Origin of the sequence: Empedobacter sedimenti (genome assembly GCF_030005555.1) — a bacterium.
In the GTDB taxonomy this organism is placed as follows: domain Bacteria; phylum Bacteroidota; class Bacteroidia; order Flavobacteriales; family Weeksellaceae; genus Empedobacter; species Empedobacter sedimenti.
The window spans coordinates 1-15159 of sequence record NZ_JASCQG010000005.1; the positions used below are offsets into that span (position 1 = coordinate 1).

A 15159-nucleotide genomic window follows, 5' to 3' on the forward strand; every position below is an offset into this window, starting at 1 on the left:
TAAAATTGCTCTGTTTCATAATTATCCCTAAGTTAATAAACTATATTTTTAAACGGTCCGGTTTTTAGGGAAGATTACACTATAAATCTATTAATAACAATTGTAATCGAGCTACTATTTATAGAAATAATACAAAAATTGGAGAAAGTATTTATATTGGAAAAAACGTTGTTCCTACACCTTTAGATCATTTCAAAATACATAGAAAAGATATGCTTCAATCGCTGTCTTATATAGATCCTCTAGAATCTGATTTTAACTACAATGTCAATATTGTTTTTGACAAAGAGGGGTTACCTAAAAGCTCAACAGAAAATAGTCCTAAAATACAGAATAGTACAAAAAATAATAACTTCTCTTATTATTAATAATAAAAAACCACTTCAAATGAAGTGGTTTTTAAATTTTATTTTGATAAAAAATTACAATGAAGCTAATTGTTCTTCAATTTGTGTAATTTTTTCTAAAGCATCTGCTTCTTTTTTGCGTTCTGCATTAATTACTTGTTCTGGCGCTCCAGCAACAAATTTTTCGTTTGATAATTTTTTACGAACAGAATTTAAGAAACCTTGGTTGTAATCCAATTCTTTTTGTAATTTCTCGCGTTCAGCTTCAATATCGATATTATCAGACATCGGAACCATAAATTCTAGCGTACCAACACGGAAAGCAAAACCTTTTTCTGGTTTATCTCCTGTATTGAAATTAGAAACATTTCCTAATTTAGAGAAAACATCAACATATATTTCGTTCGCAGCTTGTGCATCAGCAAAAACTTCTAAAGCTTCTTTTGGCGACATTCCTTTTTCTGAACGTAATCCACGAATTGCTGTTGTTGCTTCTTTTGTATTTTCGAAATTCTTGATAATTTCTTCGTTGAAAGATGTTACTTCTGGATATTTAGAAATAATCAAGGCTTCATCATCCGTTCTTTCAGCAATTAAATGCCAAATTTCTTCCGTTAAGAAAGGCATAAATGGATGTAAAACTTTCAATACATTTTCTAAATAAGAAATGGTTGCTGCATAAGTTTTTGCATCAATTGGTTCACCAAAAGTAGGTTTAATCGCTTCTAAATACCAAGAACAGAAATCATCCCAAATCAATTTATAAATCGCCATCAATGAATCAGATAAACGATATTGATCGTAATTATGTTCGATATCTGCTAATGTTTGTTGGAATTTATTTCCGAACCATTCTACAGATTTTGCTTGAGCAGAAGATTGTTCTAAATCTTCTTTCACTTCCCAACCTTTGATCAAACGGAAAGCATTCCAAATTTTATTCGCGAAATTACGTCCTTGTAAACACAAATCAACATCGAAAGGTAAATCGTTACCAGCAGGCGCCGTTAACAACATTCCCATACGCGTTGCATCAGCACCATATTCGTTCATCAATTCAATTGGATCTGGTGAGTTTCCTAACGATTTAGACATTTTACGACCTTGTTTATCACGAACAATTCCTGTAAAATATACATTTTCGAAAGGTAATTCGTTACGATATTCATATCCAGCCACAATCATACGAGCTACCCAGAAGAAAATAATATCTGGACCAGTTACTAAATCTTGTGTTGGATAATAATAATTGATCTCTTCGTTTTCTGGCTCATTGATTCCGTTGAAAACAGAAATTGGCCATAACCAAGAAGAAAACCAAGTATCTAAAGCATCTTCGTCTTGACGTAAACCTTCAATTGTTAATGTCGAATTTCCTGTTTTTTCTTGCGCTAATGGTAAAGCTTCTTCTTTTGTTAAAGCTACAACAAAATCTTCGTTTCCATCACCATAGAAAAATGCAGGAATTTGGTGTCCCCACCATAATTGACGAGAAATGTTCCAATCTGTTACATTTTCCATCCAATTACGATACGTATTTTTAAATTTCGCAGGATGAAATTTAATCGTATCATTCATTACATTGTCTAATGCAGGTTTTGCTAAATCTGTCATTTTCAAGAACCATTGATTTGAGATTTTTGGCTCAATCACAACTCCTGTTCTTTCAGACGTTCCTACATTATTTTTATAATCTTCTACTTTTTCAAGTAAACCTTTTTCTTCTAATTCTTTCTCAATTTCTTTACGAACTTTGAAACGATCCATTCCTGCATACTGCATTCCATAATCGTTCAATTTTGCGTCATCCGTAAAGATATCAATGAATTCTAAATTATGTTTTTTACCTAATTCATAATCATTTGTATCGTGTGCAGGCGTTACTTTAAGACATCCTGTACCAAACTCTAAATCAACATATTCATCTTCGATGATATTTACTTCACGACCAACAATAGGAACAATTACTTTTTGACCTTTTAACCATTGGTAACGTTCGTCATTTGGATTGATACAAACTGCAGTATCACCAAAAATTGTTTCTGGACGTGTTGTCGCAACAACAATGTATTTATCAGAACCTACAACTTGATATTTTAAATAGAATAATTTTCCGTTTTTCTCTTTGTAGATAACTTCTTCATCAGAAATATTTGTTTTCGCTTCTGGATCCCAATTTACCATTCGATATCCGCGATAAATTAATCCTTTGTTGTATAAATCGACAAAAACACGTTGAACTGATTCAGATAAATCTGGATCCATCGTAAATTTTGTACGATCCCAATCGCAAGAAGCTCCTAATTTCTTTAACTGATCTAATATGATTCCACCATGTTTGTGTGTCCAATCCCAAGCATGATTAAGGAACTCCTCACGACCAATATCAAATTTAGAAACACCTTCTTCTTTTAATTTCGCAACAACTTTCGCTTCCGTAGCAATTGAAGCATGGTCTGTTCCTGGCACCCAACAAGCGTTATATCCACGCATACGAGCACGACGAATCAATACATCTTGAATTGTATTGTTCAACATATGTCCCATGTGCAAGACTCCTGTGACGTTTGGTGGTGGTATTACAATTGTGTAAGCTTTACGTTCGTCTGGTGTAGATTTGAAATATTTTTTCTCCATCCAGTACTCATACCATTTTCCTTCAACCTCTGTTGGCGTATATTTTGATGCGATTTCCATTATTTTCTTATGACTTAAAATAAATTTGGGCAAATTTACACAATCTGCCCAACAAATGTTCGATATTTATAAATGATTTATTTATTAATAATTTCTACAAGTTTAATAAGATCTGCTTCTTTCTTTATATTTAGATTATTTGATTTAACGATAGATTCTACATCTTTACCAACTAAATTTCCAATTTTTTTGGCAGAAGAAGGTACATTAAATAGCTTATCATCAAAACCAAGCATTAATTTATCTTGCTTAAAGTAATTCTTTTTATTAGAAGCATTCAATCCGCTAGCACCTAAACCATCTGTATAATCAATTGCATATTTCTTATAAAGAACTATTTTATCTTCTGGAGATGATAATACTTGTAAATATCTTGAAGTTAATTTATCATTTTCAATAAAATTAACCAATTTAAAAACCTTGGTATTATCAAAAACGATAATTTGATTTGACATTCTAGTCATTTTATATAAATAGCCATCTCTTATATATTCAAAATCATCTAATAAAGCGTTGTATCTCAATTTTTCTTTTTCTTTGTAACCACTTATAGTTGCATCTCGAAAATCAGTATCAAAATATTCCTCTTTTCTAGTATTAATTTCATTGAATTTGTTCATTTTCAAATCAGCAGAAATCGTCTGAAGATTATACTCACTTAAAGTCCCACCTGGAGTTTCAGACATTCCTTGCCCAAAAACAAATAGCGAGCAGCAAAAAAAGAATGGCAAACAAATTTTTCTCATATCATGTTAATTTTGATTAAATATACAGAATATTTTTCATTAACTATTTAATAATTTGGAACATATTTTGCATCTGTAAATATTAACTATTTAAAATCATCTGTATAATAAATTTGTTTGTACATTTGAATTAGTAATTTTTATCGTTATGAAAAAAATAATGTTTGTAGGTACTTTTGCAATGGGATTAACTAGCCTTTTTGCTCAAGAACTTAAATTAGACAAAGAAGAAATTGCTTTTGGTGCTTTAAAATTAAACACAGAAGTAACTTCAAAAATGACTGTTACAAATACAGGTGACAAACCATTAATCTTAAAAAGTGTGGTCGGATCTTGTGGATGTACAGTTCCTGAATATCCTACTACTCCAATTGAACCAGGGAAATCTGCTGATATTATCATAAAATATTCTACAGGAGGAGTTAAAGGTGATTTCAACAAGTCAGTTACAATCTCATCAAATGATCCTGTAACATCAAGAAAAATTTTCAGAATCAAAGGTTCTGCAGAATAAAGAAAAAGCAAGTTATTTAACTTGCTTTTTTTGTTCTTCTATAATTATTCTCTCTAAATTCTTTTTCTCTTCTTCAGTCATTTTCTTCCAATAAAAACCTTTTTTTACGTTATTTGGATCAATTTGCTGAACATAACCTTCATTTATATAATACCAATTTAGCGTAGCTAAACTTATCGCAGGAACTTTTACTGAATAAATAAGTGGATAGTTTTCTGGAAAATTATATTTAAAATTACCTATTTGTCCAGTTTTGTAGGTTAAATCATATTGTCCTGGTTTTAATAAAAACTTCGATTCAAATTTTGATAAAAAACTAAATGTAGAAATACCATTCAAATGTTTTACCCATAAATTAGGAAAAACCAATCCTACAACTAACAAACAAACAAAGCTAAAATTTGAAAAAACCCATTTGGAGTTGAATAGTTCTTTTTTGAAAAACAGTAAAATTATGAAGCTGTCTATTACAAAAACATCTAACAAAAATCTAAATTGTGGTGAGGTAAATAAAATAAAAACAACTTTAATAACAACCGCTAACATTAACCAAAATCTCGTAGAGTTTTTCTTGTAATGAATTATTGAATAAATAAGTAAACCTAATGTGAATAATGTTATTACAAGTAAAATTTTAGAGCGCAAAGCGTTACCCAAAAACACATTTTGATAATATTCTAGTTTACTCATTCTAGAAACCTCATCAGATGTGAATAATTCCTTTAACGGAATAAATTTCCCACTATTCTCAGAAACAAAATACATTGATTTTGGTGAAGCCCAACTTAATTCTTCGATTGAAGTGTTAACCAACGGAAATAAAGGATTTCCGGATAAAACAATACCTTTTAGACAGAAAAAAATTGCTAAACTGATAATCAATAATATGTTCTTATCTTTTAGATCTTTGTATTCTTTTCTCTTAAAATATTCGATTAAAAAAAACACAATCAGTAAAATACTAATCGGTTTTATGATAAATACAATAGCAGCATAAAACAAATAATCTGAAACTTTATTAGTTGATTTTAAATATTCATTAAGAAGAATAATACTTAACGCCATTACGGGAAAATCTGGCGAAGGAGCATTCAGAAAAAATAGAAAAATCAAGTTAAAAGGTAATAATCTTGTTGATTTTGATTCTACCAAATAAAGATTAAAAACGATAAATAAGACAAAATTTAATCTATAATAATGATCTAACACCTCATTAACAGAAGCTTGCAAAACATGCCAAAAACTGTTTTGAACTAAAACCCATTCTAAATTCGACAAGCCTTTTACATACCCAGCAAAATCTAACCATTTAATTGTTGGTACATAATATCCAAAATGATCTAAAATATAGGGATAAGTGACAGTAAAAACTAATCCTGCCAATAAAATGCAATAAAAAAACCAGGGTAATTCTTTGAAAAATTTCAGAAAATTTATCGCTGATTTTCTATATACAGCTAAACCAAATAACGATAAAAGTATTAAAACGATTTCGTAAGTCTTGTTTAATGGAAACAAAAAAGCTACAACAAAGCTTAATAAACCAACCCCAATCATACCATTCAAAATCGTTAAACTATAATAATGATTCAATTTTGGAATTATTTTATTAAACAACAATCCAAAAGAATAAAAATAAAAAAGTAAAACAATTGAGAAAATTAATTGGTAAACCATTACAAGCTATATTTTTTTAACCAATAATTTTTCGGTAATCAACAAACTAAAAACTTCCATTTTATCAGCATATTCAACTTTCATACTTTTATCAAAATTTTCAATTTCAATAATCTTTAAAACTGAACCTAATGATAATTTTTTCGAATTCAGAAAACTCAAAAAGTCGTCAGATGAATACAAAACGGCACAAATCTCTATAGTATCTCCTTGTTGAAATTCAGCTAATTTCTTAAAATTCACTAAATCGAAATTTCCTTCTTTATCTGGAATTGGCGAACCATGTGGATCAAATTTTGGATAATTTAATAATTGATCCATTTTATCGAAAAAAATTGGACTTTGAATATGTTCAATTTGTTCCGCTATTTCATGAACTTGTTCCCAACCGAAATCCATTTTTTCAACTAAAAACATCTCTGTCAAACGATGTTTTCTTACAATTAAAGATGCTTTCAAAATTCCTTTATCGGACAAACGAAGAGGTTTATAAGACTCATAAATTACCAGATCTTTCTCTGCTAATTTTTTCATCATGCTATTTACTGTAGGCATTTTTATTTCTAAATGCTTACTCAAGTCTTTTACATTAACATCTCCCTTTCCATTTTTTGATAAATGAAACAGGGCTTTTAAGTAGTTTTCTTCGACTAATGAATTCATAGGAACAAATATAGTTGAAAGATTTATTCAATCATAAAAAGTAAGTTTCAAATAAAATTGTTAGATTTGTCTAACTTTAAAATTAATAAATAAAACTTTCTAATTATGAAAATAAAACTTTATTCACTAACAATCCTTTCCTCCATTATTTTAAATGCTCAAGAACAAACAGATAGTATCAATAAAAATTCACAAGAAAATTTAGATGAAATCGTAATTACAGGAACTATGAAAGCGGTAAAAAAATCTGATAGTCCAGTTCCGATTGAAATCTATACGCCTAAATTTTTTCAAAAAAATCCAACCCCTTCATTATTTGATGCTGTACAATTAATCAATGGAGTTCAACCGCAATTAAATTGTAACGTTTGCAATACAGGTGATATTCATATTAACGGAATGGAAGGTCCGTATACCATGATTTTAATTGACGGAATGCCAATTGTTTCTTCTTTATCTACTGTTTATGGTTTGAGCGGCATTCCGAATTCTTTAGTAGAGCGAATAGAAGTTGTAAAAGGACCAGCTTCTTCACTTTACGGAACAGAAGCCATGGGCGGAATAATTAATGTGATTACTAAATCTCCTAAATCTGCTCCAAAATTATCTTTGGATGCTTTTACAACTTCTTGGTTAGAAACCAATCTTGACGGAGGATACAAATATAATTTAAGAGAAAAGACTAATGGCTTATTTGGCTTTAATTACTTTAAATATGGCAACAAAAAAGATAAAAATAACGACGGTTTTACAGATGTAACGCTACAAGATCGTATCACTTTATTCAATAAACTCGATTTTGAACGTCAAGAAAATAGAATAGCTTCGATTGCTTTACGTTATCTATACGAAGATCGTTGGGGTGGAGAAATGGATTGGAACAAAAAATCTCAAAGAGGAAGCGACAAAGTTTACGCTGAAAGTATCATGACAAATCGTTTTGAAGCGATAGGAATGTATCAATTACCTATCAAAGAAAAAATAATGACTCAATTCTCCTATAATTTCCATCAGCAAAATTCATTTTATGGTCCAGAATCTTATCAAGGAAAACAACAAGTTATTTTTGCTCAAGCATATTGGGATAAAATAATTGGAAAACATAGTTTGCTTTTAGGTTCATCATTTAAATATACTTATTATGATGATAACACTAGAGGTACTGGTGAATTTGATGAGGATAATAATCTGATCAAAAACAATCCAATGAACACGCCTATTCCAGGCATTTTTGTACAAGACGAATGGACTTTGAATTCTGAAAATAAATTGTTACTTGGTTATCGATTTGATTACGATAAAACACACAAAGGAATACACTCTCCAAGAATTGCTTACAAATTTTCGCCTTCATCCCATCATACTTTAAGAGCGAGTTTTGGTACAGGATTTCGTGTTGTGAATGTTTTCACAGAAGATCATCGTGCATTAACCGGAGCTAGACAAGTGGTTTTTGAGAATGAATTGAAACCTGAAAAATCATACAACGGAAATATCAATTATGTGTTCAAATTACCAACTTCTTTTGCAGCTCTAAACTTTGATTTTACAACATTCTATTCTTATTTCACAAACAAAATTATTGCTGATACAGACACGGATGAAACAAAAATTATCTATGACAATTTAGATGGACACGCAATATCTCAAGGAGTTTCTTTAAATATAGATGCAACGTTTGATTTTCCCCTAAAAATAATGCTTGGCGCTACCTATATAGACGTTTACAAAAAAGAAAATGGAGAAAAAGAAGTTCAATATCACGCACCAAAATGGTCTGGAAATTTCATAGCAAGTTATACATTCAAAAAAGGCTTTACAATTGATTTAACCGCCAATTATAATGATAAAATGAAATTACCTCGCGTGGAAAATGATTATCGACCAGAATATTCAAAACCAACCATTATTGCAAATATTCAATTAAGTAAATCATTCAAAAACAATCTTGAAATCTATGGCGGAGTCAAAAATATTTTCAATATTCTACCAAAAGGCGATGTAATTGCACGTTGGTGGGATCCGTTTGGAGAACCAGGAAATGGCGTTACTCCTCCTAAAGGAAGAAACGATGTAATTTTTGAGCCAAATGATTACAGCTACACACCTATGCAGGGCGCAAGAGGTTTTATAGGTATTCGATACAATTTACGTTAATGAAAGTCTGGTATTTCATATTCATTTTATCATCGTTGAATCTTCAAGCTCAGATTTCATTAGAAAAATTTAATTCAATTTTTAATGAAAACCCTAAGCCTATTCTACTCTATTTTTCTACCAATTGGTGCAGTTACTGTATGATTCAAAAGAAACAAATCAAAAAAGATGATGAATTACTTCAAATTTTAAACAATGATATATATTTTTTAGAATTTGATGCAGAAGCAACTGAGCCTATTATTTTTTTAAACAAAAAATATGAACCTAAATCGAATGGAAAAATACATTCATTTTTAGAAGAGTTTAGTAATAAAAACGAACAAATTAGCTATCCATATTGGGTTTTAATCTCAAACGATTTTAAAATTGAAATGAGTTATGCTGGATTAATTAAAAATAAACCACTAAAACTTTTATTGAAAAAGTATTTACAAAAACCTTAATTTTTAGATTAAAAAAAAGCCTCAATTGATATTGAGGCTTTATAATCACAAAAATTTACTCAAACGCAATTATCGAAAGCTTTGGATTTTCAATAATCTCTTGTTGTTTGAGTTTTTCTATATCAATCACACCAACAATATGATTGTAATTTTTACTTTGATAACGCTCTTCTATTTCATCAAAAATGTTCGAAACATCATCTGTTTGATTTTCAAAACCAATGTAAACACGCTTCTTTCCTGTTTGATTAAAAATTCCTTCATCTTTATTATCATATTTTCGAATTGAATATTGATAATCATATTTCAACGCAGAAATATCACTCAATACAGCCGAAGAAGTTGGGAAACGACCTGCTCCTTTTCCATATAAAAATTGTTCATCCGAAAGCGAACTTCCAATCAAAACACCATTATATTCATTGTTTACAAGTGCAATTGTTTTATTTAATTCAACAAAAGTTGGTAAAACGGTAGATGTTATTTCTCCTGTTTGATGATTAACTTTGGAATTTGCTATCAACTTTATAGTATAATTTTTTTCTTTTGCGTATTTAAAATCTTCAACCTTAAGCGAAGTAATTCCTTTACGTATAACATTTTGTACATCAATCTTTTTACCAAAAGCATGCAACGTGATGATAGCCAATTTACTCGACGCATCAAAACCTTCAACATCTGCTGTTGGATCAGCTTCTGCAAAACCACTTTCTTGTGCTGCTTTCAAAGCATCTTGATATGACTCATTTTCATTTGCCATTTTCGTCAAAATGTAATTTGTTGTTCCATTTACAATTCCAGAAACATAATTCAATAAATCATTATCAAAATACTCTTCTAAATTTCTAATAATTGGAACTGATCCACAAACAGAAGCTTCATAAAGAAAAGAAACATTGTTTTTTGCTTGTAAATCCAACAATTCTTTGTGATGTTCAGCAATCAATTTTTTATTAGCACTTACCACATGCTTCCCTTTATTGAAAGCTTTTATAATAATATCATGCGCTGCATCAGCATCAGAAATCAACTCAACAACTACATTAATTTCGTCATCATTCAAAATATCATCTGCATTTGTCGAAAACAATTCAGTTGGAGCATTTCTTGGTTTAGATGCATCTTTGATTACAATTTTTTTAATTGCTGCATTCAACTGTGGTTTTTCCTCTAACACCTTATAGATTCCTTCTCCCACTACTCCAAATCCGAATAATCCGATATTTATTTTTTTCATTTATTTATGTCTTTTTATTGTTTTATCTTATCAGAAAAAGGAAGAAATAAAATGATTCAATTGTAAATAAAAACAATTGAACCATTTTAATAAAGATATTATTTGATTGATTGGTTTCTCTTAGTCTTTACTCATCTTTCCTTAATCAGGATGGATTTAGCACCTTAATTAATAAACTAGGTTGCTAAAGTTTCTTTGGGCCATTTCCCTCCACTTTTCTTGATAAAATGTAAATTTTTAATGAACTATTTCTGAGGACAAAGTTAGGTGAAAGAAATCTATATTTCCAAATATTTTTTTACTCAAATGTTGACTATTTTCTAAATAACAGAATAAAATCATATGAAATATTAATTTTATTCTATAAAACTAAATATATAAAAATAAAATTCTATAAAAGTATTTTAAAACAAAAAACAAATCTTATCATCACATCTCTAAAATATCAGTATTTATTAATTTTATTCTGATTTTATATAATATTAAAATCAATTAAAATATTATTTCCTAAAAAATATAAATAATACGAATATTTTTCTAAAAACAACAATAAACAAACCAATAAACACAATTATTAAATCAACAATGATTAACTTATTTTATTTAACTAATCTTAATCATTCATTTTAATCATTAACATTTTTTTATTTTAAAAGGAATAGATAATTTTGCAAATACCTTATGAAGAAAGATGGAGGGATTAGGCCCGTAGATATCTTGGCAACCCAAAGTAAAGTTGGGTGCTACATCCTACTCTTAATAGAGAAAGATAAGGACTCACTTCACCACTTCTTCCCATAAGGCACTAAAATATTTAGAATGAAATTAAACGATATATTAAAAGAACGTATTGTTATTTTAGATGGAGCAATGGGAACTATGATTCAGAAACATAATCTACAAGAAGAAGATTATCGTGGCGAACGTTTCAAAGATTTTCATACTTCTTTAAAAGGAAATAACGATTTATTGGTTTTAACGCAACCACAAATCATTAAAGATATACACAGAGAATATTTGGCTGCAGGAGCAGATTTGATTGAAACAAATACCTTCAACGCCAATATTATTTCTATGGTTGACTATGATATGGTTGATTTGGTAGATGAATTAAACTACGAAGCCGTTCGTTTAGCGAAAGAAGCTTGCGAGGAATATTCTACACCAGACAAACCTCGCTTTGTTGTAGGTTCTTTAGGACCAACAAACAAAACAGCTTCTATATCACCACAAGTTAATGATCCAAGTTACCGAGATGTAGATTTTGATTTATTAGCAAATGTCTATTATCGTCAAGCCAAAACAATGTTAGAAGCTGGAGCTGATATTCTATTAGTCGAAACTATTTTTGACACTTTAAATGCGAAGGCTGCATTTTATGGAATTCAAGATGCGATAGAAAAAACAGGAATTAATGTCCCACTAATGGCTTCTGGAACAATTACAGATAAATCAGGACGTACGCTTTCTGGACAAACAACCGAAGCTTTCTTGATTTCATTAGAACATATCGATTTAGTTTCAGTTGGGTTAAATTGTGCTTTAGGAGCAACAGATTTAATTCCTTATTTAGAAGTTTTAGCCGAAAAAGCGCCATTTTATGTAAGCGCTTATCCAAATGCTGGTTTACCAAACGCTTTCGGAGGATACGATGAAACTCCTGAAATGATGCGAGATTTTATAAAACCTTTTTTAGATAAAAAATTGGTAAATATTTTGGGTGGATGTTGTGGAACTACACCAGAGCATATCAAATTGATGGCTGATTTAGCAAAAGAATACGAACCAAGAAAAATTAGTGAACAATGTCAGGCGTAAAAATTCAACTTTCTGGATTAGAACCTTTAATTGTACGCGAAAATTCAAACTTTGTAAACGTTGGTGAACGTACAAATGTTACTGGTTCTAAAAAATTCTTGCGATTAATCAAAGAAGAAAAATTTGAAGAAGCTCTTCAAGTTGCACGTGATCAAGTAGATGGTGGCGCGCAAATTATCGACATCAATATGGATGAAGGGATGCTTGATGGTGTTGCTTCTATGGTAAAATATCTTCGCTTAATTGCTTCTGAACCTGATATTTCGAAAGTTCCAATTATGATTGATTCTTCGAAATGGGAAATCATTGAAGCTGGGCTAAAGAATGTTCAAGGTAAAGCGATTGTCAACTCTATTTCATTAAAAGAAGGCGAAGAATTATTTATCGAACATGCCAAAAAAATTAAACGTTATGGTGCTGCAACAGTGGTTATGGCGTTTGATGAAAAAGGACAAGCGGATAATTATGAACGCCGAATCGAAATTGTAAAACGTTCGTATGATATTTTGGTGAATGAAGTAAATTTCAATCCAAGAGATATCATTTTTGATGTAAATATTTTCCCTGTAGCAACAGGAATGGACGAACATAGACGTAATGCCATCGACTTTTTTGACGCAACAAAATGGATCAAAGAAAATCTTCCGCACGCGTTAGTTTCGGGTGGAGTTTCTAATGTTTCGTTTTCATTCCGTGGAAATAATGCGGTTCGTGAAGCGATGCATACAGCATTTTTGTATCATGCTATCAAACATGGAATGGATATGGGAATCGTCAATCCAGAAATGATTGAGATTTATGATGATATTCCAAAAGATTTATTAGAACACGTTGAAGATGTTCTATTAGATAGACGTGACGATGCAACAGAACGTTTGATTGATTTTGCCGAACATCTAAAAGGTGTTACAAAAGAGAAAAAGAAAGATGACGCTTGGCGTGAGTTACCATTAGAAAAACGAATTGAAATTTCTTTAGTTAAAGGAATAACAGAATTTATTGACGAAGATACTGCGGAAGCTTTAGAAAAAATTGGTTCGCCTTTACGCGTTATTGAAGGTCCTTTGATGGACGGAATGAATGTCGTTGGAGATCTTTTTGGAAGCGGAAAAATGTTCTTACCTCAAGTTGTAAAATCAGCGCGTGTAATGAAAAAATCGGTTGCTTATTTAACGCCATTTTTAGAGGAAGAAAAACTTAGAAATAAAACCGATAAAGAGCCTTCTAAAATCTTAATGGCAACTGTAAAAGGTGATGTTCATGATATCGGAAAAAATATTGTTTCAGTTGTTTTAAGTTGTAATGGTTTCGAAATCATTGATTTAGGTGTAATGGTTTCTTCTGAAACAATTTTAGAAGAAGCACAAAAGAATAATGTCGATGTGATTGGTCTTTCTGGATTGATTACACCTTCGTTAGATGAAATGGTACATGTTGCCAAAGAAATGAAACGTCTTAATCTTGATATTCCATTAATGATTGGTGGCGCAACGACTTCTAAAGCACATACAGCCGTTAAAATTGCACCAGAATATGACAAAGCTATTCACGTTTTAGACGCTTCTCGTTCGGTTACGATTTGTCAAAAATTGATTGGAACTCAACAAAACGAATTATTTGATGAAACAATTACTGATTATACAAAAATTAGAGAAGGTTTCTTGAATCGTGCTGTAGCAAAGGAATATCTATCGATTGAAGATGCTCGTAAAAATAAATTGAAAGTTAATTTCGAAGAAAATAAACCTTTTAAACCAAATAAATTAGGTGTTTTTACGCATGAAGCAACTGTTTCGGATTTGAAAGATTTTATTGACTGGACACCATTTTTCAAAACGTGGGATTTACACGGAAAATTCCCAGCGATTTTAGAAGACGAAATTGTTGGAACAAATGCCAAAGAATTATATGTTGACGCATTGTCGATGTTAAATAAAATCGAAACTGAAAATTTAGCTAAACCGAAAGCTGTTTTTGGACTTTTCAAAGCGAATACAGTAAACAATGATACGATTGAATTGTTTGATGAAAATGACAACAAAATCGAGGAATTTTATACACTTCGTCAACAAGCAAAGAAATCAAAAGATCAACCAAATATTTCGATTGCTGATTTTATTGCGCCAAAAGATTCAGAAATTCAAGATTATATTGGTGCGTTTGCTGTCACAGCTGGTCAAGAAATTGAAGAAGTTGCCAAAGCTTACGAAACCAATTTAGATGATTACAATTCGATCATGGTGAAAGCAATTGCCGATCGTTTAGCTGAAGCTTATGCAGAATATTTGCACAAATATGTACGTACGGAAGTTTGGGGTTATGCGAAAGATGAAACTTTATCGAATGATGAATTAATCGCCGAAAAATACAAAGGAATTCGCCCTGCTCCTGGTTACCCTGCGTGTCCTGATCATTTAGAAAAAGAAACAATTTTCAAAATTTTGGAGGTTGAGAAAAATGCAGGAATTGAGTTAACAAGTTCGTTGGCAATGTATCCTGTTTCGTCTGTTTCAGGTTATTATTTTGGAAATCCTGAAGCAAAATATTTCGGAGTTGGTAAAATAAAAATGGATCAGGTTGAAGATTTTGCAAAACGTAAAAATATAGAGCTTGATAAAGCCGAACGTTGGTTAAGTCCTAATTTGGCGTAAAAGCGTTAAGCGTCAAGCGTTAAGCGTTAAGCGTTAAGCGTTAAGCGTTAAGCGTTAAGCGTTAAGCAAAAATAAATTTTGTCATTCTGAATGAAGCGTTAGCGGAATGAAGAATCTTAGACTCCTCGACAAGCTCGGAATGACAGAAAAACAAGATCATTCTGAACTCGTTTCAGAATCGCACAAGATTGGATGAAATGCTGAAT

10 protein-coding genes and 2 riboswitches are annotated in these 15159 nt (G+C 30.7%); of the genes, 5 read left to right on the forward strand and 5 right to left on the reverse strand.

Annotated features, from left to right (window positions below; translation table 11 throughout):
• Positions 1-422 precede the first annotated feature (422 nt).
• Both QHG34_RS06390 and QHG34_RS06395 read right to left on the reverse strand, forming a co-directional pair.
• Positions 423-3044: a valine--tRNA ligase gene (locus QHG34_RS06390; RefSeq protein ID WP_282629370.1), complete on the reverse strand. Its 2622-nt coding sequence runs from the start codon at positions 3042-3044 to the stop codon at positions 423-425.
• A 77-nt stretch (positions 3045-3121) separates the two neighbouring features.
• The gene (locus tag QHG34_RS06395; protein ID WP_282629371.1) at positions 3122-3790 is read right to left on the reverse strand and encodes a hypothetical protein; all 669 of its coding nucleotides are present in this window, start codon (positions 3788-3790) and stop codon (positions 3122-3124) included.
• Positions 3791-3938: 148 nt separating this feature from the next.
• On the opposite strand from QHG34_RS06395, the gene QHG34_RS06400 reads away from it, so the two are divergent.
• Positions 3939-4304, forward strand: coding sequence for a DUF1573 domain-containing protein (locus tag QHG34_RS06400; RefSeq protein WP_282629372.1), 366 nt, complete (start codon positions 3939-3941; stop codon positions 4302-4304).
• Positions 4305-4316: 12 nt separating this feature from the next.
• Here the strand turns inward: QHG34_RS06400 and QHG34_RS06405 are convergent, their stop codons facing one another.
• Complete coding sequence (locus QHG34_RS06405; RefSeq protein WP_282629373.1) at positions 4317-5981, reverse strand: LIC_10190 family membrane protein; 1665 nt, start codon at positions 5979-5981, stop codon at positions 4317-4319.
• Between the two features lie 6 nt (positions 5982-5987).
• Positions 5988-6644, reverse strand: coding sequence for a metal-dependent transcriptional regulator (locus QHG34_RS06410; RefSeq protein WP_282629374.1), 657 nt, complete (start codon positions 6642-6644; stop codon positions 5988-5990).
• A 105-nt stretch (positions 6645-6749) separates the two neighbouring features.
• Between QHG34_RS06410 and QHG34_RS06415 the strand changes: the two genes are divergently transcribed.
• Together QHG34_RS06415 and QHG34_RS06420 are read left to right on the forward strand one after the other, a co-directional pair.
• Entirely contained in the window at positions 6750-8801 is a 2052-nt protein-coding gene (locus QHG34_RS06415) for a TonB-dependent receptor plug domain-containing protein (protein ID WP_282629375.1), read from the forward strand.
• Entirely contained in the window at positions 8801-9247 is a 447-nt protein-coding gene (locus QHG34_RS06420) for a thioredoxin fold domain-containing protein (RefSeq protein ID WP_282629376.1), read from the forward strand. Before QHG34_RS06415 ends, QHG34_RS06420 begins: the two co-directional genes overlap by 1 nt.
• A gap of 55 nt (positions 9248-9302) precedes the next feature.
• Here QHG34_RS06420 and QHG34_RS06425 read toward each other — a convergent pair whose 3' ends face one another.
• Complete coding sequence (locus tag QHG34_RS06425) at positions 9303-10484, reverse strand: homoserine dehydrogenase (protein ID WP_282629377.1); 1182 nt, start codon at positions 10482-10484, stop codon at positions 9303-9305.
• A gap of 128 nt (positions 10485-10612) precedes the next feature.
• Positions 10613-10713, reverse strand: a riboswitch (SAM riboswitch).
• A 447-nt stretch (positions 10714-11160) separates the two neighbouring features.
• Positions 11161-11260: riboswitch (SAM riboswitch) on the forward strand.
• A 43-nt stretch (positions 11261-11303) separates the two neighbouring features.
• Here QHG34_RS06425 and QHG34_RS06430 point away from each other — a divergent pair.
• A complete protein-coding gene (locus QHG34_RS06430; RefSeq protein ID WP_282629378.1) occupies positions 11304-12302 on the forward strand; it encodes a homocysteine S-methyltransferase family protein in 999 nt (332 codons plus the stop codon).
• A complete protein-coding gene (gene metH / locus QHG34_RS06435) occupies positions 12290-14953 on the forward strand; it encodes a methionine synthase (protein ID WP_282629379.1) in 2664 nt (887 codons plus the stop codon). Before QHG34_RS06430 ends, metH begins: the two co-directional genes overlap by 13 nt.
• The last annotated feature ends 206 nt before the right edge of the window (positions 14954-15159 follow it).